Source organism: Pantoea deleyi, assembly GCF_022647325.1.
GTDB classification, from domain to species: Bacteria; Pseudomonadota; Gammaproteobacteria; order Enterobacterales; family Enterobacteriaceae; genus Pantoea; species Pantoea deleyi.
In genome coordinates, this window is record NZ_CP071405.1 from 353,928 (window position 1) to 377,456 (window position 23,529).

The window sequence follows — 23,529 nt, forward strand, 5'->3', positions numbered from 1 at the left end:
TGGGAAACTGGATATGAACGCACCTTTCACTTACGCCTCACCAACGTTGACGGTTGATGCCTTAAAGCATTCGATTGCCTACAAGCTGATGTTTACCATCGGCAAAGATCCCTCTATCGCCAATAAACATGAGTGGCTCAACGCCTCGCTGCTGGCGGTGCGTGACCGGATGGTCGAGCGCTGGCTGCGCTCCAGCCGTGCGCAGCTCTCTCAGGATGTTCGCCAGGTCTATTACCTGTCGATGGAGTTCCTGATGGGCCGCACGCTGGGCAATGCGCTGCTGGCGATGGGGATCTATGACGATCTCAACCAGGCGCTGGATGAGATGGGTCTGGATCTGGCTGAGCTGATGGAAGAGGAGAACGATCCGGGGCTGGGCAACGGCGGTCTGGGCCGTCTGGCGGCCTGTTTCCTCGACTCGCTGGCGACGCTGGGCATGCCGGGCCGGGGTTACGGCATCCGTTATGATTACGGCATGTTCAAACAGAACATCGTGGAAGGTGAGCAGAAAGAGTCGCCGGATTACTGGCTGGAATATGGTAATCCGTGGGAATTCCAGCGTTTCAACACCCGTTACAAAGTCCGTTTCGGCGGTCGCGTCCAGCACGAGGGCACCAAGGTGCGCTGGCTGGAGACCGAAGAGATTCTGGCGATGGCCTATGACCAGATCATCCCCGGCTTTGACACCGACGCCACCAACACCCTCCGGCTGTGGGGCGCGCAGGCCAGTAACGAGATCAATCTTGGTAAATTCAACCAGGGTGACTACTTCGCGGCGGTGGAAGATAAAAACCACTCCGAAAACGTCTCACGGGTACTCTACCCGGATGACTCGACCTACTCCGGACGTGAGCTGCGTCTGCGTCAGGAGTATTTCCTGGTGTCCGCCACGGTGCAGGATATCCTGAATCGCCACTGGCGGATGCACCAGACCTGGGACAACCTGGCGGATAAAATTGCCATTCACCTGAATGACACGCATCCGGTGCTGGCGATCCCTGAACTGATGCGCCTGCTGATCGACGAACATAAGTTCAGCTGGGACAGCGCTTTCGACGTCTGCTGTCAGGTCTTCTCCTATACCAACCACACGCTGATGAGCGAAGCGCTGGAGACCTGGCCGGTGGACATGATCGGCAAGATCCTGCCGCGCCACCTCAGCATCATTTTTGAGATCAACGACTTCTTCCTGAAGACCGTGCAGGATCACTATCCCGACGACATCGATCTGCTGTCGCGCATTTCGATCATCGACGAGAACGATGGCCGCCGGGTGCGCATGGCCTGGCTGGCGGTGGTCGTCAGCCACAAGGTCAACGGTGTCTCTGAGCTGCACTCGAATCTGATGGTGCAGTCGCTGTTTGCCGATTTCTCCCGTCTGTTTCCCGGTCGCTTCTGCAACAAGACCAACGGCGTGACGCCACGTCGCTGGCTGGCGCTGGCGAACCCGGCGCTCTCTGAGGTGCTGGACGACGAGATTGGCCGCAACTGGCGTACCGATCTCAGCCAGCTCGGCGAGCTGAAAGCGCAGATCGACTACCCGGCCTTTATCGAAAAGGTGGCGGTCGCCAAGCATCAGAACAAGCGCCGGCTGGCCGACTGGGTGGCGAAGAATCTGGATGTGGTGCTCGATCCGAATGCGCTGTTCGATGTACAGATCAAGCGTATTCACGAGTACAAACGTCAGCTGCTCAACGTCCTGCATGTGATCACGCGATACAACCGTATCAAGGCCGATCCGCAGGCCGACTGGGTGCCGCGCGTCAACATCTTTGCCGGAAAAGCGGCGTCGGCCTACTACGTCGCCAAACAAATCATTCATCTGATCAACGATGTCGCCAACGTGATCAACAACGATCCGCAGGTGAAGAACAAGCTGAAGGTCGTCTTCATCCCGAACTACAGCGTCAGCCTGGCGCAGATCATCATTCCGGCGGCCGACCTCTCCGAGCAGATCTCGACGGCGGGAACGGAAGCGTCCGGCACCAGTAACATGAAGTTTGCGCTGAACGGCGCCCTGACCATCGGCACCCTGGATGGGGCGAACGTTGAGATGCTGGATCACGTCGGCGAAGAGAACATCTTTATCTTCGGGAACACCACGCCGCAGGTCGAAGCCCTGCGTAAAAAGGGCTATAACCCGCGTGACTACTACGAAGGCGACGAGGAGCTGCATCAGGTGCTGACCCAGATCGCCTCGGGCGTCTTCAGTCCGCAGGAGCCGGGTCGCTACCGCAATCTGTTCGATTCGCTGGTCAACTTCGGCGATCACTATCAGTTACTGGCGGATTATCGCAGCTACGTGGACACCCAGGATAAGGTGGATGCGCTCTACCGTAAGCCGGATGAGTGGCAGCGTCGCGCCGCCAGAAATATCGCCGGGATGGGCTACTTCTCGTCAGATCGTACCATTCAGGAGTACGCCGACGAGATCTGGAATATTTCGCCGGTCAGGCTGTAAGCAAGGCGTTTACATCCGTGCGGCCAGGAAACCGGCCGCACGCTCTCTTCTTCTCACCGCTTCCCCTTTTTCCAACCGCCTCCCGTTCCGCATGTGCGAGCCAGATCATTACACCCCGACAGAGAATCGCTACTATGGGCACAAACCAGATGCGCCAGCAGGGAACCCCAGCGAATGAGTGACAACATCAACCAGGAAATTACCTTCCGTAAGCTCAGCGTTTTCATGATGTTTATGAGTAAGGGCAATATCGCGCGAACGGCGGAGGCGCTCGATCTGAGCAGCGTCAGCGTACACCGCGCGCTGCACACGCTGGAGGAGGGGATCGACTGCCCGCTCTTTATTCACAAGGGCCGTAACCTGGTGCCGCTGCCCGCCGCGTGGACGCTGCTGGAGTACTGTCGCGATGTGACCACGCTGATGGGAAAGGGCATCGAAGAGGCGCGTAAGGTAGCGGGCATCGGCGGCGGACGCCTGCGGCTGGGCACGCTCTACTCGCTGACGCTGGAGACCATTCCGCGGCTGATCATGGGGATGAAGCTGCGGCGGCCCACGCTGGAGCTTGATCTGACGATGGGTTCCAATCAGATGCTGCTGGATATGCTGGAAGATGATGTGCTGGATGCGATCCTGATCGCCACCGATGAGGGCGAACTGAATGACACCCATTTCGATGTGATCCCGCTGTTTGAAGATCGGATCTTCCTGGCCGCCCCAGCTGGCGAGGCGCGGGACGGCACCGGGCCGGTCGATCTCCGTGACTATGCCGATCGCGATTTTGTCTCACTGGCGGAGGGCTTTGCGACCTACACCGGTTCGCAGGAGGCGTTTCAGATCGCCGGATTCGAACCGCGGATGGTGACCCGGGTCAATGACATCTTCTCGATGATTAGCCTGGTGCAGGCGGGCATCGGGCTGGCGCTGATCCCCGGCCGAATGAAAAAAGTCTATGAAAACAATATTCAGCTGCTGACGCTCGCCGGGCCTTATCAGATGTGTCAGCAGATCGCGATCGTCTACGCCCACCGGCGCGAACGCGATCAGGATTTACTGGCGCTGGCGGCAGAGGGACGGATGTACGCCCGCACCCTCAGCGATCCAGCCGTTTAGCCAGATGCCGCGCAACCTCGATGCTGTTGCGCTCCAGACAGATCGCGTCACCCTGCCAGCCCGCCTGCAGCGTCAGACCGGTCAGGACGTTGCCGGGCGGCATCTCAATCGCCAGCCGGGCATCGCGCTGGCTGGCGGCCACCATCGCATCGTGCCACTGCACCGTGCGCGCCATATTAAAGGCGAGATCGTCGGCTATCCTGGCGGGATCGTGGATAACCCGCCCGGTTGAGCCGCTGAGGTAGGCATAGCGGGGCCGGGAGAGCGTTACGGACTCAAAGGCGCGCGCCAGTTCGGCGGCAGGTTCGTCCAGCAGGGCGCAGTGCGACGGCACGCTCACCGCGAGCTTAATCGCCTTGTTGGCTCCGGCCTCCAGGGCTTTCTGCGCGACCCTCGCCATATCCTCATCGCGTCCGGCAATCACCATCTGCGTTTCGGCGTTGAGGTTGGCGAGATAGGTGTTGCTGCCCGCCAGCAGCGGCTCCAGACGGTTCAGGGTCAGGCCGGTAATTGCAGTCAGGCCATACCCCTGCGGATAGGCCTGCTCCATCAGATCGCCACGGCGTGCAACCAGCTGCAGGGCATCCGCAAAATCCAGCGCCCCCGCGATCACGGCCGCAGGAAACGCACCGATCGACAGGCCGCTGACGATATCGGGCACCACGCCCTGGCGAATGAGCTCACGCGCCCAGGCGACACCGCAAATCAGCAGTGAGAGCTGGACCGCGCGGGTGTGGCGCAGCGCCTCTGCGCTGTCGAGCCGGTCGGCCTCCTCGCCCAGCACCGCCCGCGCCTGACTTAACAGTGCATCGCCGTCGGGCAGATGCTGCAGCATACCGGCACGCTGGGTGCCCTGACCGGGAAAGGTAAAGAGTATTTTCATTGTTCCTCTCTGCTCCAGGGGGCGGCGGTCAGCCGCGGGCCGGTATCGGTTTTCAGCAGCACCCGGCCTTCACGCAGCCACTCATCCAGGGCAAACGCGCCAGACGGCGTTTCCACCTGGGTGTCGGTCCGGCACGCCAGCGTCGCGGTCAGCGCCTGCCACTGCTGCAGCGCCTCACGGGGCAGCGGCTGCGGGGCGCGGATCACGACATCCAGATCGCTGGCGGCGTGCAGCGTGGGGCGCTGCGTCGCCAGCGCATATCCGGTGCTGCCGGTGATGCCCCAGCGCCACGGCCAGCGGGTTTCGCTGAGCAGAATCGCCGCGCTGACCGGTGCACAGGCGGCGAAAGGCGACGCGAGCAGGCACACCCGTTCAGCTAGGCTCTCCGGCGTCACCACCCGGCTGATATCGGCTGGCGAGATCCAGCCAGCGGCGCGCTGCTCACGACGCTCGCCGCGCACGCCAATCGGGATTAAGCCGGACGCCCGTTGATCGCGCCGCACCACCACAGGCAGGTCGGGATGCCAGTGCTGGCTGACCCAGTTCTCCTGAAGCGTGGCTAACGCACGGCGGGTTCGCAGCCAGAGCAGATCGTGGGGGCGGGGATCGCACATATTACATTCCTGATGTCAGCGTAATGAACAGCGGTAACGATAAAACGGAGAGAAGCGAACTGAGCAGCAGCACCGCTTCCGCATCGGGTGACTGTACGCCAAAGCGATTGCCAAATACCACACCGAAGAAACCGGCCGACAGCGCAATCATCAGGATCGCGGTGATCGCCACCGAACCGTGAAGGCCCATGACCAGCACCAGACCCCAGGCCACAAAAGGCTGGATCAGCAGCTTGGCAACGGTACCGATCCCTACCACAGCATTGAATTTCAGCTTACGGGCCGAGAGGATAACGCCGGTCAGGAACAGGGCGGCGGCGGTGGCCGACAGACCCAGCGGTTTAATCGCGGCGATCACCAGCTCCGGCATTCTGATACCGAATGCGCTCAGCACCACGCCCAGCAGCGGGCCCCAGACGATCGGTTTCTTAATCGAGCGCCACATCAGCACCGGCAGCATGGTCAGCGTCGAGCCCACATTTTCACCGGCGCTGCGCGCTTTTTCCCGCTCCAGGATCAGCAGACAGAAAGGCGTCATCAGCACCGATCCGCAGGCAATCGAGACCGCCACCGACAGGGAGGTTGCAGAGCCTTCGCCCAGCACGCTGCCCAGAATCGGCAGGCCCAGTGCGGCGTAGTTCGGCAGGGCGACCGTCAGGGTCAGCACCGCGGCATCCTGCGGCGATTTTTTAAAGACGCCGGTCGCCAGGAAATAGAGGGCCGCATAGACAATCCACATTGCGCCGGTCAGAACCACAATCAGCGGCGACTGCGCAACGATGCCCGACCACGGCGTCTGAACCGTGGCGCTGAACAGCGCGGCGGGCAGCGCAAAATCCATCACAAAAATATTGAGCAGCGAGACATCTTTGTTGTTGACCATTCCGGCCTTACCCGCCCAGAAACCGAGCAGCATAATGACGAAGATTGGCGCAAGGGCATGAACAATTGTATAGATCATAAATCACCTGTTATTAAGAGAAAAATTCTTTAAAAACAGCGATGTTTATAATTCTGAACACGGCCACTGCGCCGGGGCGCACGCGTTGATGCGCCCCATCAGACCGGTTTAGGCAGGTTTATTTTTTATGTTTTTTACCAGGTCGCGCGCATGCGCTCGCGTACTAGGGAAGAGCTGTGACGGTTGGCCGCCCCCAGGCGGCTCTTCAGGCTCGGATCCTGACGGGCATCGCTGATGGCCTTCTGCAGGGCGATTTCGACCATCGCGACATCCGCATCGGACGGCGCATCGGGATCGGCCACGTTCAGCAGATCGGCGAGCAGGCCCAGGGTGGCGAAGTTATCGACGTCATACGCCATCGGCGGAATGGTGGCGGCCAGTTTTTCCAGCGCCTCCACGGACCGCAGCGTAATGCGGGCCGCTGACGCTTTGCCCATGGCGTGCACCAGAACGCCCTGATCGTTGAGCGCAATCAGGCGGTTAGCCTGATAACCGTGCGCCAGAAACGCGCCGGACATCGCCTTGCCGACAATCAGGCCGATAACCGGATGACCGTCCAGGCGCGCACCGGCATAGGCACCCGTCGCACCCGCCAGCGCCTGGTGGATCCCGAACGCCTCTTCGCGGCGGCCATAGGCCTGACTCGGCACATCAATCACCGCCACAATCGGGCGCTTCACGGCGCAGTGTTTGTCCGCTTCACGCGTTTCATTTACCACCTTCGCCAGCGTCCAGCCCTCCAGCAGGCCGACTTCGCCCTGTGCGGCGCGCGGATAGTGGTTATGCGCATCGGGCACCACCGCGACAAAGCGAACGATTTCACCGTTGAGCTGGCCGTCAGCCACCTGAACAGAGGCGCACAGGCCGCTCAGGCGCTGCGCATGGGGTGCCAGTTTTTCCAGCCAGGTGGCACCGCGGCTGCGTGTCTGCGTCATTATTTCTCCTCCCGGGCAAAAAGCTGTTTGATCTGCGCGGTATCCGCCTGCTGGCGGGTGTCGAACTGCGTCAGACGTGACAGGAAATCGTCATAGTTGTCGCTGCGATGCTGCGCCGGGACGCCTCTGTCGATAAACTCCTGCATGGCCGTTTTCACGGCGTTGATACCGTCATCGACCAGCGCATCGACCAGGCCGCTGGCGTAGCGGATCTCGCCGCCGGTCATGCTCCAGATAAACGGCCGATCGCGTGAGTCATACTCTTCAATGCCCGCCTCCTGCTCGATGACCTGCGGGCCGTTCAGCCCCAGACGGGCTTCACGCGTCACAATCAGGTAGCTGCAGAGCGCGGCGGCGATAGACATGCCGCCAAAGCAGCCCACGGTGCCGCTGATGATGCCGATCACCGGGGTATAGCGGCGCAGATCGACAATCGCCGCATGGATATCAGCAATCGCCGCCAGGCCCAGGTTGGCCTCCTGCAGGCGCACGCCGCCGGTTTCCAGGCAGAGCACCGCCTGGGTCGGAATGCCGTTGCGGTTATCTTCCGCCGCCAGCTCCAGCGCTGCGGCCATCTTCGCGCCGGAGACTTCGCCCATGCTGCCGCCCTGGAAGGTGCCTTCGATGGCAATCACCACCGCTGGCTGACCGTTCAGCGTGCCGCGCGCCACCACCATGCCGTCATCCGACTGCGGAACCACACCCTGCGGGGCGAGCCACGGCGACATGATGCCTTCGAAGGGATCGAGCAGTTCACGGTAGCTGCCCGCATCGAGCAGCGCATGGGCGCGTTCACGGGCCCGTAGTTCAATAAAGCTGGCATCGTTACGCATGGCTCACCCCTTCAAAAACCTGTTCAATACGGATGCGCGCCACGCCGGGCGTCGCGCCGAAATCGTGGATAATCAGCTCGCCAGCGGGCAGGCCGCTGATCAGATTCAGGCGATCAAACAGCGCCTTCCAGCGGGCGTCGCTGTTATCCAGTGAGGTGGTGATAGCAATACTCAGCGTCTGGCCTGGGGTTGCGGTGTACAGCACTTCCATATCACCGGAACCAACGGCCCCGGCCAGCGCTCTGCCACTGAGCAGGCGGTTAGCAGGTAGAGATAATGTGATGTGTTCCATAATGGCCTCTAAAAATATGAGTGTTCAGGCGAACAGACCCGATCGATAAACAGCGTCGCGGCCAGCAGATCAGCAGCCCCGCCCGGTGAGGCGTTGAGCGCCAGCATCCGGCGGTCGAGCCGCGCCAGCGCCTGTGCGCCCTCTGCGGTGTGGCAGCCGCCCGCCAGCAGAACGGCGCGCGCGCCCTGTTGCATCGCGTTGAGCCCGGTCATGCCGGCACGCGACAGCACACAGGTGTCGCTGAGCGAGGTCATGATCGCCATCAGCGCATCCAGCCGGGCTTCGCTTTCGCTGGCACCCACCGCCCGGCTGGCCATCAGCTGCGGCAGCGCCAGTTTCATGATGTGCGGAAACGCCTGCTGTGCCTCTTCGCGTGCGCCAGGCACCCGATAGCGGTGGGTCGCTTTCAGCCCTTTGCTGAACTGTTTTGGCGCGCCACTATCCGGCAGGCTGGCGAGCGCGGCCGCGGTGCGGGTCAGCTGAGCCGCCCGGCCGGTGCCACCCAGCATCGCTGCGGCACTGACCAGCAGGCCCAGCGCCCAGATTGCGCCGCGATGGGTGTTCACGCCGCCGGTCGCCGCCATCATCTGCTGTTCGCCGTCGCGGCCCAGGCGGCCCACCGTTTCGCGCAGGGCGATATCGGCGGGGCGCAGCCAGCTGTGACGGGCCAGCGCCAGAAAGGCGGGCTCCAGGCTGTGAGCGGAACGCTCCATCAGCGCCAGCGTCAGATCCTGATGCGCGCCGTTTCCCCGACTGTCGACCAGACCCGGCTTAGGGCTCAGACGGGCTTCATCGATCAGACAATCACGCGCAATCGTGGCCAGCTGGCTGGCCTGCGCCTCGCTCTGGGTCGGTGACAGCAGTTTCATTACCAGCTCCGGAATTTAGCGGGTGGGTTGTACAGGCCGCCTGACCATTCAACCAGGTCGGCGACGCTGCCGGCCGCCAGCAGGGAGCGGGTCGCGTCGGAGCGGCGGATACCCATATCTTCCGGGTAGACCACTTTGCCGCTTTTACGCAGCGCGGTGACGCGGGCGGCATCGACGCCCAGACCGATATCGGTAATACCCGCGACGGCGGCAACCATGGCGCGACGCTCTTCCAGGCTCTCCGCCCGGTAGAGATAGGCGATGCCCTCTTCGGTCAGGACATGGGTGACGTCATCGCCGTAGATCATGACCGGTGCCAGCGGCATACCGGCGGATTTGGCGACATCGACCGCATCGAGTTTTTCCACAAAGGTCGGTTTGGCCCCGGCCTGGAAGGTCTCCACCATCTGCACCACCAGTTTCTTACCGCGCTGCATCGGATCCGGCTCGGTGATCATATTCAGCCAGGCGGGAGAGGCGTGACGGCGGCCGTGCGGGTCATGACCCATGTTCGGTGCGCCACCGAAGCCGGACAGCCGGCCACGGGTCACGGTCGAGGAGTTCGCCAGTCCGTCCACCTGCAGGGTCGCGCCGATAAACATATCGACCGCGTACTGGCCCGCCAGCTGACAGAAGGCGCGGTTAGATCGCATCGAGCCATCGCTGCCGGTAAAGAAGATGTCGGGGCGGGCGCGGATATACTCTTCCATCCCCAGCTCGCCGCCAAAGCAGTGCACGCTCTCCACCCAGCCGCTCTCAATCGCCGGGATCAGCGTCGGGTGCGGGTTCAGCGCCCAGTGCTTACAGATTTTGCCTTTCAGACCCAGCTGTTCGCCGTAGGTGGGCAGCAGCAGCTCAATCGCGGCGGTGTTAAAGCCGATGCCGTGGTTGAGCGACTGCACCTGATGCTCGGCGTAGATGCCCTTGATCGCCATCATTGCCATCAGGATATGTTCCTGTTTAATCAGGCGCGGATCGCGGGTAAACAGCGGCTCGATAAAGAAGGGTTTGTCGGCGACCACAACGTAGTCGATCCACGAGCCGGGAATATCGACGCGCGGCAGGTCGGTTTCATCGTCGACCAGTTCATTCACCTGAGCGATAACGATCCCGTCGCGAAACGCTGCGGCTTCCACCAGCGCCGGGGTATCTTCAGTACCCGGACCGGTATAGAGGTTGCCTTTGCGGTCGGCTTTGTAACCGGCAATCAGCGCCACATTCGGGCTGAGATCAACATAGAGGCGGGCGTAGAGTTCGATGTAGGTGTGGATAGCACCGATTTCCAGCTGGCCATCCTCCAGCAGCTGCGACATGCGCAGGCTCTGCGGACCGGAAAAGGAGAAGTCGAGTTTGCGGGCGATGCCTTTTTCAAAAATGTCGAGATGTTCGCTGCGGCCGACGCTGGGCATAATCATGTGCAGGTCGTGGATCTTCGCCGGGTTCACCTGCGCCAGGGTGCGGGACAGGAAGTCCGCCTGTTTCTGGTTGTTCCCTTCCAGAACCACCCGGTCGCCGGGGGCGATTAACTGTTCCAGCGCTTCTGTGGCTCTTTCCACAGGAATGACTTTGCCATCAAGGGGAAAGGAGGCCATACGACGCGCTTTCTCACTGCGGCGTGTGTTCCACTCCCGGGCAGGCGTTTGGCCTGTGTTCATTTCAACCTCCTGATTGGAATCGATCTGGTTACGTTTTTGCTGAATAAAGTCTGTGCTTTATGCCCACCCTGTTCAATTAAGCAAAAAGGCGGAACGTTAGGTTTAAAGTAATGATGCGCGGGGGAGGGAGAGCGACGTACTGCGTCTAAGCCGTTAACGATGACGCTCATGTCTACGCCGGATCTGAATGTGACCCCGGCGGACAGGCATAAAAAAAGCAGGCCGGAGCCTGCTTCATGATGAAGGGGGAATCTGCTTATGAAGCCAGCGACAGAACCGGTTTCGCTTTCGCTGCCAGCCATTCGGCGACGCGGGCCTGCTGCTCTTTGGTCAGCCACATGCCCTGTTTGGTACGACGCCAGATCGCATCATCCAGTTCACGCACCCACTCATGCTGCACCAGGTAGCGCAACTCCGCTTCGTAGAACTCATGGCCGAAGTTCTCGCCCAGATCGTTCAGGCTCTTCGCGCCCGCCAGCAGGGTTTCGGTATTGCTGCCGTAGGTGCGCGAGAAGTGACGCGCCATGTTTTCGCTGATAAACGGATAGCGGCGACGCAGGCTGGCCGCGTAGTCGTCGCTGGTGCCGTTGATATTGCCGCCCGGCAGTACGCAGTTCTTCGTCCAGGCCGGACCGGCGTTCGGGTAGTACTTCGCCAGTTTCTCCAGCGCATGTTCTGCCAGCTTACGGTAAGTGGTCAGCTTGCCGCCGAACACCGACAGCAGCGGAGCCTGACCGTTGTCGTCGCGCACGTCCAGGGTGTAATCGCGGGTGATCGTCTGCGGGGAATCCGATTCGTCATCACACAGCGGACGCACACCGGAGTAAGACCAAACGATATCGTCGGCGGTCAGCTGCTTTTTAAAGTGTCCGTTGAACACTTTCAGCAGGTACTCGGTTTCGCTGTCATCGATATGGACGTTTTTCGGATCGCCTTTGTACTCCACGTCGGTGGTGCCGATGATGGAGAACTCATCCATCCACGGAATCACAAACACGATGCGATTATCTTCGTTCTGCAGAATGTAGGCCTGCTTCTCGGTGTGCACGCGCGGCACCACGATATGGCTGCCTTTGATCAGGCGGATGCCGTACGGCGATTTCAGTTGCAGGCCATCGTCGAACAGCTGCTTGACCCACGGGCCAGCCGCATTGACCAGGCCTTTTGCCTGCCAGGTGTGGATTTTGCCGCTGTCGACATCTTCCGCTTCCACCTTCCACAGGCCGCCTTCGCGCCAGGCGCGGGTCACGCGGGTACGGGTACGCACTTCGCCGCCGCGCTTCACCACTTCCTGTGCATTCAGCACGACCATGCGGGCGTCGTCCACCCAGCAGTCAGAATATTCGAATCCGCGCGTAATCTCCGGCTTCAGGGCCGAATCTGCGCCAAAGCGCAAGCTCTTACTACCCGGCAGACTGGTGCGCTTGCCGAGATGGTCATACATAAACAGGCCGGTACGGATCATCCACGCCGGACGCAGATGCGGACGGTGCGGCAGACGGAAGCGCATCGGGAACGCCAGATGCGGGGCCATTTTCAGCAGCACTTCACGCTCAGCCAGCGCTTCGCTGACCAGGCGGAATTCGTAATGTTCAAGGTAGCGCAAGCCGCCGTGAATCAGTTTTGAACTGGCAGAGGAGGTCGCGCAAGCCAGATCCCGCGCCTCCAGCATTAACACCGACAGTCCGCGTCCTGCAGCGTCTGCTGCAATGCCGGCACCGTTGATGCCGCCGCCGATCACGATCAGGTCTTTGGTTTCCACGTCATCTCCTCCGATGTTCGGAATAGTTCACTAATGTTCGTTTTCGAGCATAATCATAATCACAAACCAACATTTACGCCAGCATTTAACCCGCTAAAAACAATTTTGCGTGATATAGCTAACATTCTGCCCACCAAAAAAACCGATACCCGTAACGATTGTCAGGTTATCGGCGTGGATTATCGGGTTACACTACGCGCTATCGTGATGCTGTTATGAGAGATCCCATGGAAACGTTCGAATGTATTGATGTGCAGCAGGCGCAGGCGCGTCTGGCGCAGGGTGCGCTGCTGGTGGATATCCGCGATCCGCAGAGTTACGCCCTGGGGCATGCGGCCGGCGCGCTGCATCTGACCAACACCAACCTCAGCGACTTTATCAGTGGTGCCGACCAGAGCCTGCCGGTGCTGGTGATGTGCTATCACGGCAACAGCAGCAAAAGCGCAGCACAGTATCTGCTGGGCCAGGGCTTCAGCGCAGCGTACAGCATCGATGGCGGCTTCGATGCCTGGCGTGCTGCTTTTCCCCAGCAGGTCGCCCTCGGCAGTGAATAGACGGCGGCTCGTCACATGGAGCGTTACTGATGCGCATTACCCAGTTTAACCAGCCGCGCATGGCGCAGGCGTTTGTGGACTATATGGCGACGCGCGGCGTCACGCTGCGGATCGAACATGACAACCACTACGTCATTATGCTGGATGATGAAAGCAGGATTGCCGTGGTCGAAAACGAACTTCAGCAGTTTCTGCACGATCCCAACCACCCGCGCTATCAGGCGGCCAGCTGGCACAGCGGCAAAACGGACAGCGGCCTGCGCTATGAGCGCAGCAACATCTGGGCAAACATCCGCGAGCGTGCGGGGCCGCTGACGATGAGCGTGATGGTGCTCTGCATCGCCGTATTTATTCTGATGCAGGTGATGGGCGATCAAACCGTGATGGCCTGGCTCTCCTGGCCGGATGCCGGCCAGCATTTTCAGGTCTGGCGCTGGTTCAGCCATGCGCTGCTGCACTTTTCACTGCTGCACATCCTGTTTAATCTGATGTGGTGGTGGTATCTGGGCGGGGCCGTGGAGAAGCGGCTGGGCAGCGGCAAACTGTTCGTGATTATGCTGATTTCGGCCCTGCTCAGTGGCTGGCTGCAGGCGAAGTTCAGCGGCATCTGGTTTGGCGGCCTGTCGGGCGTGGTGTATGCGCTGATGGGATACTGCTGGCTGCGCGGCGAGCGCGATCCCGACAGTGGCGTCTATCTTGAACGGGGGCTGATCGGTTTTGCGCTGGTCTGGCTGGTGATTGGCTGGTTCGGCGTCTTTGGTCTGGCGATTGCCAACGCGGCCCATGTAGCCGGGCTGCTGGTCGGGCTGGCGATGGCGCTGGCCGACACGCGTCACGTCACGCGTCGCTAGACGGAAATATGCAGGTTAACAGGAGAGGAACGTGAAGCAGACGCAACGTCATGACGCGATTATCGATTTAGTCCGTCGTCAGGGATATGTCAGTACTGAGGAGCTGGTGGACCATTTTGAGGTCAGTCCGCAGACCATTCGTCGCGATCTTAACGATCTGGCCGATCAGAACAAAATTCAGCGCCATCACGGCGGCGCGGCGCTTCCTTCCAGCTCTGAGAATACCGCCTGGCACGATCGTAAAATGATGTGGTCAGCGGAGAAAGCGCGCATCGCCGAGCGCGTGGCCAGCCAGATCCCGGATGGAGCGACGCTGTTTATCGACATCGGCACCACGCCGGAAGCGGTGGCCCATGCGCTGCTGAACCACAGCGATCTGCGTGTGGTCACCAACAACCTCAACGTGGCGATGCTGCTGATGGGCAAACCTGATTTCCGGGTCATCATCGCGGGCGGTGAGGTGCGGACCCGCGACGGGGCGGTGATGGGGGAAGCGACGCTCGACTTCATCTCTCAGTTCCGGCTCGATTACGGCATTCTGGGGATCAGCGGCATCGACATGGATGGTTCCCTGCTGGAGTTCGACTACCACGAAGTGCGCACCAAACGCGCCATCATCGAAAACTCACGCTGCGTGATGCTGGTGGTGGACCACTCGAAGTTTGGCCGCAACGCGATGGTGAACCTCGGCAACATGAGCCTGCTGGACTACCTCTACACCGATAAGATGCCGCCCGCCAGCGTCATGAAAGTGATTGAGCAGCATGAGGTCCATCTCGAGCTCTGCTGATTCCTGCCACGCCAGCCGCCCGGCTGGCGTTTTTCTTTGATTGCTGTCGCTTTTTTCCTCACTCGCGTCTTTACTTAATCGGTTGCTGGCAGCCGAATGCCAGCCTGTGCGCTTTCTCTTTTTGCTTCACCTCATGCTTAACAGAAGGGAGTGATATGCCGCAGCAAAAATTCAATAAAGCCCGTTTCAATGCCGCGCTGACCCGCCAGTGGCAACAGTTAACCCTCCGTTCTGCTCAACAGATGACGCCGCATCAGGCGTGGCAGGCGGTCAGCGCGGCGCTGGCGGAGCTGCTGGCCGCGCAACCCGCGCCGCGCCCGGCTGAGGGGCAGCGGCACGTCAATTATCTGTCGATGGAGTTCCTGATTGGCCGTCTGACCGGCAACAATCTGCTGAATCTTGGCTGGTATAACGAGGTCAGCGCCGCGCTGGCTGAGCAGCAGCTCGACCTGTCTGAGCTGCTGGAGCAGGAGGTCGATCCGGCGCTGGGCAACGGCGGACTGGGGCGGCTGGCCGCCTGCTATCTCGATTCGATGGCCACGGTGGGCCAGCCGGCGACCGGTCACGGCCTTAACTACCAGTACGGCCTGTTCCGGCAGTCTTTCGACGAGGGCCACCAGAAGGAGGCGCCCGATGACTGGCAGCGCGAACGCTATCCCTGGTTTCGCCACAACGCGGCGCTGGATGTTGAGGTCGCGATGGGGGGCCGGATCGAAAAGCAGGAGGATGGCACCGTTCGCTGGTATCCCGATTTTACGCTGCGCGGCGAGGCCTGGGATTTGCCGGTTACCGGCTACCGCAATGGCGTAACGCTGCCGCTGCGCCTCTGGCAGGCCGTCAGCGCGCAGCCGTTTGATCTCACGGCGTTCAACGACGGCCACTTTCTGCAGGCCGAGCAGCCCGGTATTGAGGCGACAAAGCTGACCAAAGTGCTCTATCCCAATGACAATCATCAGGCGGGCAAGCGGCTGCGTCTGATGCAGCAATATTTCCAGTGCGCCTGTGCGGTGGCGGATATCCTGCGGCGTCACCATCTGGCGGGGCGCAGCATTCACAGCCTGCCGGACTTTGAGGTGATCCAGCTCAACGACACGCATCCGACCATTGCTATCCCGGAGATGCTGCGCCTGCTACTGGATGAGCACCAGCTGAGCTGGGATGAGGCCTGGCAGATCACCAGCCGGGTGTTTGCTTACACCAACCACACACTGATGCCGGAGGCGCTGGAGCGCTGGGATGAGAAGCTGATGCGCACGCTGCTGCCGCGCCATATGGTGATTATCAAAGAGATCAACCGGCGGCTGAAAAAGCAGGTGAAGCAGCGATGGCCGGATGACAAAGCGATGTGGCACAAGCTGGCGGTCGTTGCAGAAGGTCAGGTGCGGATGGCCAACCTCTGCGTGGTCAGCGGGTTTGCGGTCAACGGCGTGGCGGCGCTGCACTCGCGGCTGGTGGTCAGCGATCTCTTTCCTGAGTACCACCAGCTCTGGCCGCAGAAGTTCCACAACGTCACCAACGGCATCACGCCGCGCCGCTGGCTGAAGCAGTGTAATCCGGCGCTGGCCGGGCTGATTGATGAGACGCTGAAAACGGAGTGGGCCAGTAATCTTGAAGCGCTGATCGGCCTGGAGAGCTATGCCGACGATCCGGCATTCCGGCAGCGCTATCGCAGCATCAAGCAGCAGAACAAAGCGCAGCTTACCCGCTACATCGCCCGACACACCGGCATTATCGTCAATCCGGCGGCGCTGTTTGATGTGCAGATCAAGCGCCTGCACGAGTACAAACGGCAGCACCTCAGCCTGCTGCACATCCTCTACTGCTATCAGAAGCTCATCCGGCAGCCCGACGACCAGACCATAACGCCCAGGGTGTTTCTGTTCGGGGCCAAAGCCGCGCCGGGCTACTACCTGGCGAAAAACATCATCTACGCCATTAACCGGGTCGCGGAGGTGGTGAATAACGACCCGCGCGTCGGCGATCGGCTCAGGGTGGTCTTTATCCCCGACTACCGCATCACGGTGGCCGAACAGATGATCCCGGCGGCCGACCTTTCAGAGCAGATCTCCACCGCCGGTTATGAAGCCTCCGGCACCGGCAACATGAAGCTGGCGCTGAACGGCGCGCTGACCATCGGCACGCTGGATGGGGCGAACGTCGAGATTGCCGAACAGGTGGGAGAGGAGAACATTTTCATCTTCGGGCACACCGTGGATGAGGTGAAAGCGCTCAGGGCGAAAGGCTACAACCCGAAAAAAGTGCGTAAGCAGAACCCGGCGCTGGACGAGCTGCTGAAAGCGCTGGAGAAGGGCAAGTTCAGCGACGGCGACAGGCACGCGTTTGATCTGATGCTGGATAGCCTGACTAAGCAGGGCGATCCCTGGCTGGTGCTGGCCGATTTTCAGGCCTATATCGAGGCGCAGCAGCGGGTCGAAGCGCTGTGGCGCGACCCGGAAGGCTGGACCCGCGCCGCAATTCTAAACACGGCCCGAACCGGCATGTTCAGTTCGGACCGATCCATTCGTGACTATCAGCAACGTATCTGGCAGGCACCGCGCTAAGGAGCAGCAATGAAACAAGATTCACTCGATCAGTCCGCCCGTGCCGCGGGTATCTCACTGGAGTACATCGATGTTAACGGCAAAAAAGCCGGGATCAGCGATGAAACCAAGCGCGCGCTGCTGGCGGTAATGAGCAATCCGCAGAAGGCAAAAAAATCGCCGCTGCCGCCGGTTGCGGTCTTCAGCGGCAGCGGCAAACGCCAGCTGACACCCGAGGGCAGCGGCGTCTATCACTGGCAGCTGCAGACGGAAAAGGGCAAACAGCACAGCGGTGAACTCACCGCAGGTGAGCCTTTTACGCTGCCTGGCCCGCTGACGCAGGGGTATCACCAGCTGACGCTCACCAAAGGGAAGAAAAGCTGGCAGACGCGGATCGTCGTCGCGCCACGCCGCTGCTACCTGCCTCCGGCGCTGGAGGCGGGTGAGAAACGCTGGGGCGCGCTGGTGCAGCTCTATACCGTGCGTTCAGCGCAGAACTGGGGGATCGGCGACTTCGGCGATCTCGATCGGCTGCTGGTGCAGCTGGCTGCGCGCGGCGGCGATTTCGTCGGGCTTAATCCACTGCATGCGCTCTATCCCGCCAGCCCCGGTTTCGCCAGCCCCTACAGCCCGTCGTCGCGCCGCTGGCTGAACGTCATCTATATCGACGTCAATCAGGTAAGCGATTTCCGGGAAAGTGCGGCGGCGCAGAAGTGGTGGAAAAGCGCCAGCACGCAGAAGGCGCTGACGCGGGCGCGTGAGGCGGAACACGTCGATTATGAGGCGGTCATGGCGCTGAAACTCGCGGCGCTGCGCCACGCCTGGACGCACTTCCGCGCGCGGGACAGCCAGAGCGACGCGCATCTGGCCTGGGCTGAGTTTGTCCGCGAGGGCGGCGACAGCCTGCGCTATCAGGCGGCCTATGACGGCATCCAGCTGGCACGACAGGCCGACAAGCGCCAGCAGGGCGGCTGGCCTGCGTGGCCGGAGGCGTGGCGCAACAGCCAGTCGCCGGAGGTGCAGCAGTGGTGTGAAGAGCACGAAGAGGAGATTGCGTTCTGGCAGTGGCTGCAATGGCTGGCGCAGCAGCAGTTCTCTGGCTGCTGGGCGCACAGTCAGGCGCTGGGGATGAGCGTCGGCCTCTACCGGGATCTGGCCGTGGGCGTGGCGGAAGGCAGCGCGGAAACCTGGCACGATCCGGAGCTTTATCGCCTGAAGGCCTCCGTCGGTGCGCCGCCGGATCGCCTCGGCCCGCTGGGCCAGAACTGGGGACTGCCGCCGATGGATCCGCATGTGATGCAGGCGCGCGGTTATCAGCCCTTTATCGACATGCTGCGCGCCAATATGCGCGACTGCGGCGCGCTGCGCATCGACCATGTGATGTCCCTGCTGCGTCTGTGGTGGGTGCCCGCCGGAGAAACCGCCGATAAAGGGGCCTATGTGGCCTACCCGGTGAACGACCTGCTGAGCATCCTGGCGCTGGAGAGCCACCGGCTGCGCTGCATGGTGATTGGTGAGGACCTGGGTACCGTGCCGCAGGAGATCGTCAGCCTGCTGCGCAAAAGCGGCGTCTTTTCCTGGAAGGTGCTCTGGTTTGAGCAGGAGAAAGATGAGCGCTATCGCGCGCCTCAGGACTATCCGCGCCAGTCGATCGCCAGCGCCAGCACGCACGACCTGCCTACGCTGACCGGCTTCTGGGAGCAGGGTGACCTGACGCTGGGCGAGAAGCTGGGCCTCTATACGGGTGATGCGGTGAAGGCGCTGCACGAGCAGCGTGCCGCACAGAAGCAGGCGCTGCTGGATGCGCTGCATCAGGCGGGTTCCTTACCGGCCCGCAGCCAGAAAAAGGCGGAGAAGCTCGCGATGACGCCTGCGCTGAACCGGGCGATACACCGCTTCCTGGCGGATACCGACAGTGCGCTGCTGGGCCTGCAGCCGGAGGACTGGCTCGGCATGACCACGCCGGTCAACGTGCCGGGCACGGTAGATCAGTACCCTAACTGGCGACGCAAGCTGAGCAAAACGCTGGAGGAGATCTTTGCGGACAAGGAAGTGAACGCGCTACTGAAGGTGGTCAGCGGGCAGCGTCAGTCAGGCCAGAAACAGCCGTAAAAAAGCGCGCGGCAGTGAGGCTGCCGCGCGCTGTTTATCAGTAGAAGGAGTGTTCGCCGCGCTGATGCTCGGTGATGTCGCGCACGCCTTTCAGTTCCGGGAAAGCGGCCAGCAGCTCTTTCTCGATACCATCTTTCAGCGTCACGTCGATCATTGAACAGCCGTTACAGCCGCCGCCAAACTGCAGGATGGCGTAACCGTCGTCGGTGATCTCCATCAGCGACACGCGACCGCCGTGGCCGGCCAGCTGCGGGTTAATCTGCGCCTGCAGCAGATACTCTACCCGCTCAACCATGGGCGCATCATCCGAGACTTTGCGCATTTTGGCATTCGGCGCTTTGAGCGTCAGCTGCGAACCGAGGTTGTCGGTCACGAAGTCGATCTCAGCATCTTCCAGATAGGGCTTGCTCAGTTCATCAACGTAGGCTGACAGCTTTTCAAACTTCAGTTCGGTGTCGGTGGCTTCAACGGCATCGGGCGGACAGTAAGAGACGCCACATTCAGCCGTTGGCGTACCCGGGTTAATCACGAATACGCGAATCTGGGTGCCATCTTCTTGTTTGGATAGCAGTTTAGAAAAATGTTCCTGGGCAGAGTCAGTAATTCGGATCATGTCGATTGCTCAATAGTTGACTAATTTAGTTGGTTATAATACGCCCATCACAGACGCTCTACAAGGTACGGCACAGGCACCAGACCTGCACGCTGGCCGCGCCCTGCGCCAGTAACAGACGGCTGATTTCCTCCAGGGTACTGCCGGTGGTAATCACGTCATCCAGCAGGGCGATATGGCGGCCCTGAACCGCCATTTCAAGGCGGAAAGCCCCGCGTAAGTTGGTGCGGCGCTGGCGGGCGCTGAGCTGATGCTGTACGGCGCCCCGGCGTGGACGGGATATGCCTTCACGCCATTCACACCCCAGCCAGTGCGCCAGCGGGGCGGCCAGCAGGCCCGTCTGGTTATAGCCGCGCCGCCAGCGTCGCCGGTGATGCAGCGGCACCGGCAGCAGCAGATCGGGACGCGGCACGCCGCCGCGCCGGTAAACAGTCTGCCAGCTTAACAAAAGCAGCCGGGCCAGCATCACCCTGAGTGCGGTTATGTGCGAAAACTTCAGCTGGTTAACCCACTGGCTGAACGGCGGACGGTAGTCATTCACGCAGACCAGCGCCTGCCAGGCGGGCGGCTTTTGCTGGCAGCGACCGCAGGGGCGCGTAACGGATCCTGCCGGTAAACCACAGCGCGGGCAGAGCAGGGGAAGCGACGGTAATCCGCGCAGGCAGAGGCTGCAGAGGCCATGCCGGGCGATGCGCAGTGGCATCCGGCATAGCCAACACAGGGCGGGCATTGCTAGCATAGCGACCTCCTTATCATTTTCGGGATAGTAACTGATGACGTCGCTTTACTGGCACACCTGCGGGGAAGGAAAACGCGATCTTGTGCTGCTGCACGGATGGGGACTGAATGCTGAAGTCTGGCAAACCATCATTCCGCGACTCAGCCCGCACTGTCGCCTGCATCTGGTCGATCTGCCAGGCTATGGCCGCAGTCAGAACGCGGGCGCATTAACGCTGAAACAGATGGCCGCGCAGCTGCTGCCGCTGCTGCCGCCGCAGGCGGTCGTGATGGGCTGGTCGCTGGGCGGGCTGGTGGCAACGGAGCTGGCGCTGACCGCCCCTGACCGGCTGGCGGCCCTGATCACCGTGGCCTCCTCGCCCTGTTTTACCGCCACAGCGGAGTGGCCCGGCATTAAACCGGAGACGCTGCAGAACTTTCAGCAGATGCTCAGCAGCGATTTCCAGCGCACGGTGGAGCGTTTCCTGGCGCTGCAGACGCTGGGCACCGAAACGGCGCGCGCCGATGCGCGGCAGCTGAAAGAGGTGGTGCTGTCGCAGCCGATGCCGGAGGTGGCGGTGCTGGATGCCGGGCTGGAGATTCTGCGCGAGGTCGATCTGCGCGACGCGCTGCCGCAGATCACGCTGCCGTTTCTGCGGCTCTATGGCGCGCTGGACGGACTGGTGCCGCGCCGGATTGCGGCAGAGCTGGATGAGCGGTTACCGGCATCGCCTTCCGTGGTGATCGAAAAGGCAGCACATGCGCCTTTTATTTCCCATTCTGAGACCTTTTGTCAGCATATTGTTAATTTTATCAATAATTTGCCGGGATAATCGCGCTTTATATTGGCAAAATCACCGACAGCGGTAATACTTCTCTGTGTGAGCAAGGCCGCTGCAATTTTATGTGATTAGTCACGGAAATGACTATGCTGTTCCATACTGCCTTACGCGTTTAGCGGCTGCTTACATCTCACAATGGATCATGAATGAGGGTAAACATAATGAAGGTTTTGAAATGGGTTGTGGCTTCAATGATGATGGGCGCGATTTCATTTTCTGCAATGGCAGCAAAGGAAGTCACTAACGAAGAAGTTAAGACAATGAAACTGGAGAAGATTGGTACCGTGAACACCACGGCTGAAACCACTTCACCAATGGATGCCAAAAAAGTGCTGTCTAAACTTGCTGACGAAAAAGGCGGCAAATATTACCGCGTGATCGCCGGTCGCGAACACGGTAAGTTCAGCGCCACCGCTGAAGTTTACAAGTAATTATCGCAGCCACATGAACTGCCAGGCATCCAGCTTAACCGGCTGGGTGCCATCAACCTTCTCTCCGCTCACCACATCCTGCAGCGTATGCGCCACCGGTAACCGCGTCTCCAGCGGTCGTCCACTGAGATTAAACACGCAGAGTAACCCCTCGCCGCGATCCGGCTGATGACGGCGCAGCACCAGCACGGCGTTCTCGCTCTCATAGATCGTCATCGCATTGTCCGGATGAAAGGCGGGCTGTCGTCTGCGCAGCTGTATCAGCTGGCCGAGCCGGGTATAGATCTGCTGACGCAGCCACGCATCGCCCGCCAGCGCCGCTTCAATCTGCGGCAGTTCATACTTCTGACGGTTGATCGCCCGGTTGTGCCCGGCGGCCCGCACGCCAGCATAATCGTTACGGCCGCCCAGAATGCTCTGGACGTAAATGGCAGGCACGCCGGGAAAGACCAGCAGAATCGCATGCGCCAGCAGAAAGCGTTTCAGCCGCGTGGCGTCGTCGTCGCTTTCCCGGTTTAACGCATCCAGGAAGGTGACGTTGATTTCATAGGGGCTGGTGGTGCCGTCGGGGTTGTTTTTGTAGGAGACCAGCGCGCCCTCCAGCGCCAGATCGCGCACCAGCGCCACAATCTCCACTTCAGAGAGGATGCCGCGCGCCGGATTGAGTCCGATGCCATCGTGTGACGCCAGAAAGTTGAAGAAGGTGGTGTCGCGGTTGCTGAGATCCAGCGTGCCGGCCCACTGCCGCAGCGCACGCGCCGACCCGGTGTGGATGGCGTGCAGCACCAGCGGCGGCAGCGAAAACTGATAGACCATCTGCGCTTCATCGTGGCCGTTGCCCAGATAGCTGATGTTGTCCTGATGCGGCACGTTGGTTTCGGTGATAATCACCGTGCCCGGCGCAACCTGATCGGCAATCGCACGGAAGAGCTTCACCAGCTGATGGGTCTTTTCCAGATGGATGCAGCGCGTGCCGGGGGTTTTCCACATATAGCCGACCGCATCCAGCCGCACATAGTCGGCGCCGCGGATAAGATAGTCGAGCAGGACATTCACCATGCGCCGCAGCACCTCAGGGCTGGCGAAGTTAAGGTCGATCTGGTCGGCGCTGAAGGTGGTCCAGATAAAGCGGGTCTCGCCATCCGCCAGGGTAAACGGGGTCAGCAGCGGCGAGGTGCGCGGACGGGTTACCGCACTGAGATCGGTCGCGGGCGGCATGCTGATAAAGAAGTCGTCCCAGCCGGGATCCTGTGCCAGAAAGTGGCTGAACCAGGCGCTGCCGGCCGACATATGGTTGCAGACAAAGTCGAACATCAGCCGCGTTTCCTGATGCAGGCGTGCGATATCCTGCCAGTCACCATACTGCGGATTGACCTGATGGTAATCCATCACCGAAAAGCCATCATCCGAGGACCAGGGATAGAAGGGCAGCAGGTGAACCAGTGGAAAAATGGCTTGCAGATGCTGCTGATAGAAGCGGGAAAAGGTGCTGAGCGTCGGTTTACCGGCCTCACGGAACTGATCGGCGTAGGTGATCAGCACCACATCCTGTTCATCCCAGTGTGCCTTCCGTGGCAGCTTGATCGTGTCACGGGCGGCGGCGATGTCAGCCAGCAGGCGCGTCAGGGTCGCTTCCGGAAACGTACCAGCATAAATCTTATCGATAAGATCGGTGATTTTTTCCATCGTGAATTGGGTGCCACA

At 60.8% G+C, this 23,529-nt stretch carries 21 protein-coding genes; 9 read left to right on the plus strand and 12 right to left on the minus strand.

The annotated features are described in order from the left end of the window. Positions 1-13: 13 nt before the first annotated feature. Together glgP and J1C59_RS01620 are read left to right on the plus strand one after the other, a co-directional pair. Positions 14-2,461 carry a glycogen phosphorylase gene (glgP, locus tag J1C59_RS01615; RefSeq protein WP_140917386.1) on the plus strand — a complete coding sequence of 816 codons (2,448 nt, stop codon included), beginning with the start codon at positions 14-16 and terminating at the stop codon, positions 2,459-2,461. Between the two features lie 174 nt (positions 2,462-2,635). Then, positions 2,636-3,571, plus strand: coding sequence for a LysR family transcriptional regulator (locus J1C59_RS01620; RefSeq protein ID WP_128086861.1), 936 nt, complete (start codon positions 2,636-2,638; stop codon positions 3,569-3,571). Here the strand turns inward: J1C59_RS01620 and mdcH are convergent. The 9 genes from mdcH to glpD form a co-directional block, all read right to left on the minus strand. Further along, positions 3,552-4,454 carry a malonate decarboxylase subunit epsilon gene (mdcH, locus tag J1C59_RS01625; RefSeq protein WP_128086860.1) on the minus strand — a complete coding sequence of 301 codons (903 nt, stop codon included), beginning with the start codon at positions 4,452-4,454 and terminating at the stop codon, positions 3,552-3,554. The genes J1C59_RS01620 and mdcH overlap by 20 nt on opposite strands. After that, positions 4,451-5,068: a malonate decarboxylase holo-ACP synthase gene (locus J1C59_RS01630; protein WP_140917385.1), complete on the minus strand. Its 618-nt coding sequence runs from the start codon at positions 5,066-5,068 to the stop codon at positions 4,451-4,453. Before J1C59_RS01630 ends, mdcH begins: the two co-directional genes overlap by 4 nt. 1 nt (position 5,069) lies before the next feature. Beyond that, on the minus strand, positions 5,070-6,029 hold the full coding sequence (locus J1C59_RS01635; protein WP_128086903.1) for an AEC family transporter: 960 nt from the start codon (positions 6,027-6,029) through the stop codon (positions 5,070-5,072). 134 nt (positions 6,030-6,163) lie between these two features. Continuing rightward, the gene (mdcE, locus tag J1C59_RS01640) at positions 6,164-6,964 is read right to left on the minus strand and encodes a biotin-independent malonate decarboxylase subunit gamma (RefSeq protein WP_128086904.1); all 801 of its coding nucleotides are present in this window, start codon (positions 6,962-6,964) and stop codon (positions 6,164-6,166) included. Further along, the gene (locus J1C59_RS01645; protein WP_128086905.1) at positions 6,964-7,797 is read right to left on the minus strand and encodes a biotin-independent malonate decarboxylase subunit beta; all 834 of its coding nucleotides are present in this window, start codon (positions 7,795-7,797) and stop codon (positions 6,964-6,966) included. The genes mdcE and J1C59_RS01645 overlap by 1 nt, the downstream gene beginning before the upstream one ends. Next, the gene (gene mdcC, locus J1C59_RS01650) at positions 7,790-8,089 is read right to left on the minus strand and encodes a malonate decarboxylase acyl carrier protein (protein WP_128086906.1); all 300 of its coding nucleotides are present in this window, start codon (positions 8,087-8,089) and stop codon (positions 7,790-7,792) included. Before mdcC ends, J1C59_RS01645 begins: the two co-directional genes overlap by 8 nt. Positions 8,090-8,097: 8 nt before the next feature. Next, the gene (locus tag J1C59_RS01655; protein WP_140917384.1) at positions 8,098-8,958 is read right to left on the minus strand and encodes a triphosphoribosyl-dephospho-CoA synthase; all 861 of its coding nucleotides are present in this window, start codon (positions 8,956-8,958) and stop codon (positions 8,098-8,100) included. Further along, positions 8,958-10,613, minus strand: a complete 1,656-nt coding sequence (gene mdcA / locus J1C59_RS01660) for a malonate decarboxylase subunit alpha (protein WP_128086736.1) — start codon at positions 10,611-10,613, stop codon at positions 8,958-8,960. The genes J1C59_RS01655 and mdcA overlap by 1 nt, the downstream gene beginning before the upstream one ends. 256 nt (positions 10,614-10,869) lie before the next feature. Next, positions 10,870-12,375 (minus strand): glycerol-3-phosphate dehydrogenase, encoded by a 1,506-nt coding sequence (gene glpD / locus J1C59_RS01665; protein WP_128086737.1) that lies wholly within the window; start codon positions 12,373-12,375, stop codon positions 10,870-10,872. 227 nt (positions 12,376-12,602) lie between these two features. Between glpD and glpE the strand changes: the two genes are divergently transcribed. From glpE to malQ, 5 genes are all read left to right on the plus strand, one after another. Then, positions 12,603-12,929, plus strand: coding sequence for a thiosulfate sulfurtransferase GlpE (gene glpE, locus J1C59_RS01670; protein WP_208721887.1), 327 nt, complete (start codon positions 12,603-12,605; stop codon positions 12,927-12,929). Between the two features lie 29 nt (positions 12,930-12,958). Continuing rightward, positions 12,959-13,780: a rhomboid family intramembrane serine protease GlpG gene (gene glpG, locus J1C59_RS01675; RefSeq protein ID WP_128086740.1), complete on the plus strand. Its 822-nt coding sequence runs from the start codon at positions 12,959-12,961 to the stop codon at positions 13,778-13,780. 31 nt (positions 13,781-13,811) lie between these two features. Further along, positions 13,812-14,570 carry a DeoR/GlpR family transcriptional regulator gene (locus J1C59_RS01680; protein ID WP_111140862.1) on the plus strand — a complete coding sequence of 253 codons (759 nt, stop codon included), beginning with the start codon at positions 13,812-13,814 and terminating at the stop codon, positions 14,568-14,570. A 155-nt stretch (positions 14,571-14,725) separates the two neighbouring features. Then, complete coding sequence (gene malP, locus J1C59_RS01685) at positions 14,726-17,131, plus strand: maltodextrin phosphorylase (protein WP_140917383.1); 2,406 nt, start codon at positions 14,726-14,728, stop codon at positions 17,129-17,131. Between the two features lie 9 nt (positions 17,132-17,140). Beyond that, positions 17,141-19,222 (plus strand): 4-alpha-glucanotransferase, encoded by a 2,082-nt coding sequence (gene malQ, locus J1C59_RS01690; RefSeq protein WP_140917382.1) that lies wholly within the window; start codon positions 17,141-17,143, stop codon positions 19,220-19,222. A 37-nt stretch (positions 19,223-19,259) separates the two neighbouring features. Here the strand turns inward: malQ and nfuA are convergent, their stop codons facing one another. Together nfuA and gntX are read right to left on the minus strand one after the other, a co-directional pair. Further along, the gene (gene nfuA / locus J1C59_RS01695) at positions 19,260-19,835 is read right to left on the minus strand and encodes a Fe-S biogenesis protein NfuA (RefSeq protein WP_009087718.1); all 576 of its coding nucleotides are present in this window, start codon (positions 19,833-19,835) and stop codon (positions 19,260-19,262) included. 58 nt (positions 19,836-19,893) lie between these two features. Then, a complete protein-coding gene (gene gntX / locus J1C59_RS01700) occupies positions 19,894-20,574 on the minus strand; it encodes a DNA utilization protein GntX (protein WP_128085748.1) in 681 nt (226 codons plus the stop codon). A 34-nt stretch (positions 20,575-20,608) separates the two neighbouring features. Between gntX and bioH the strand changes: the two genes are divergently transcribed. Beyond that, entirely contained in the window at positions 20,609-21,385 is a 777-nt protein-coding gene (bioH, locus tag J1C59_RS01705; RefSeq protein ID WP_128085749.1) for a pimeloyl-ACP methyl ester esterase BioH, read from the plus strand. A 170-nt stretch (positions 21,386-21,555) separates the two neighbouring features. Beyond that, positions 21,556-21,825 (plus strand): YdgH/BhsA/McbA-like domain containing protein, encoded by a 270-nt coding sequence (locus J1C59_RS01710; RefSeq protein ID WP_111140867.1) that lies wholly within the window; start codon positions 21,556-21,558, stop codon positions 21,823-21,825. Here the strand turns inward: J1C59_RS01710 and J1C59_RS01715 are convergent, their stop codons facing one another. Beyond that, positions 21,826-23,511, minus strand: coding sequence for an alpha-amylase family glycosyl hydrolase (locus tag J1C59_RS01715; protein WP_128085750.1), 1,686 nt, complete (start codon positions 23,509-23,511; stop codon positions 21,826-21,828). Positions 23,512-23,529 lie beyond the last annotated feature (18 nt).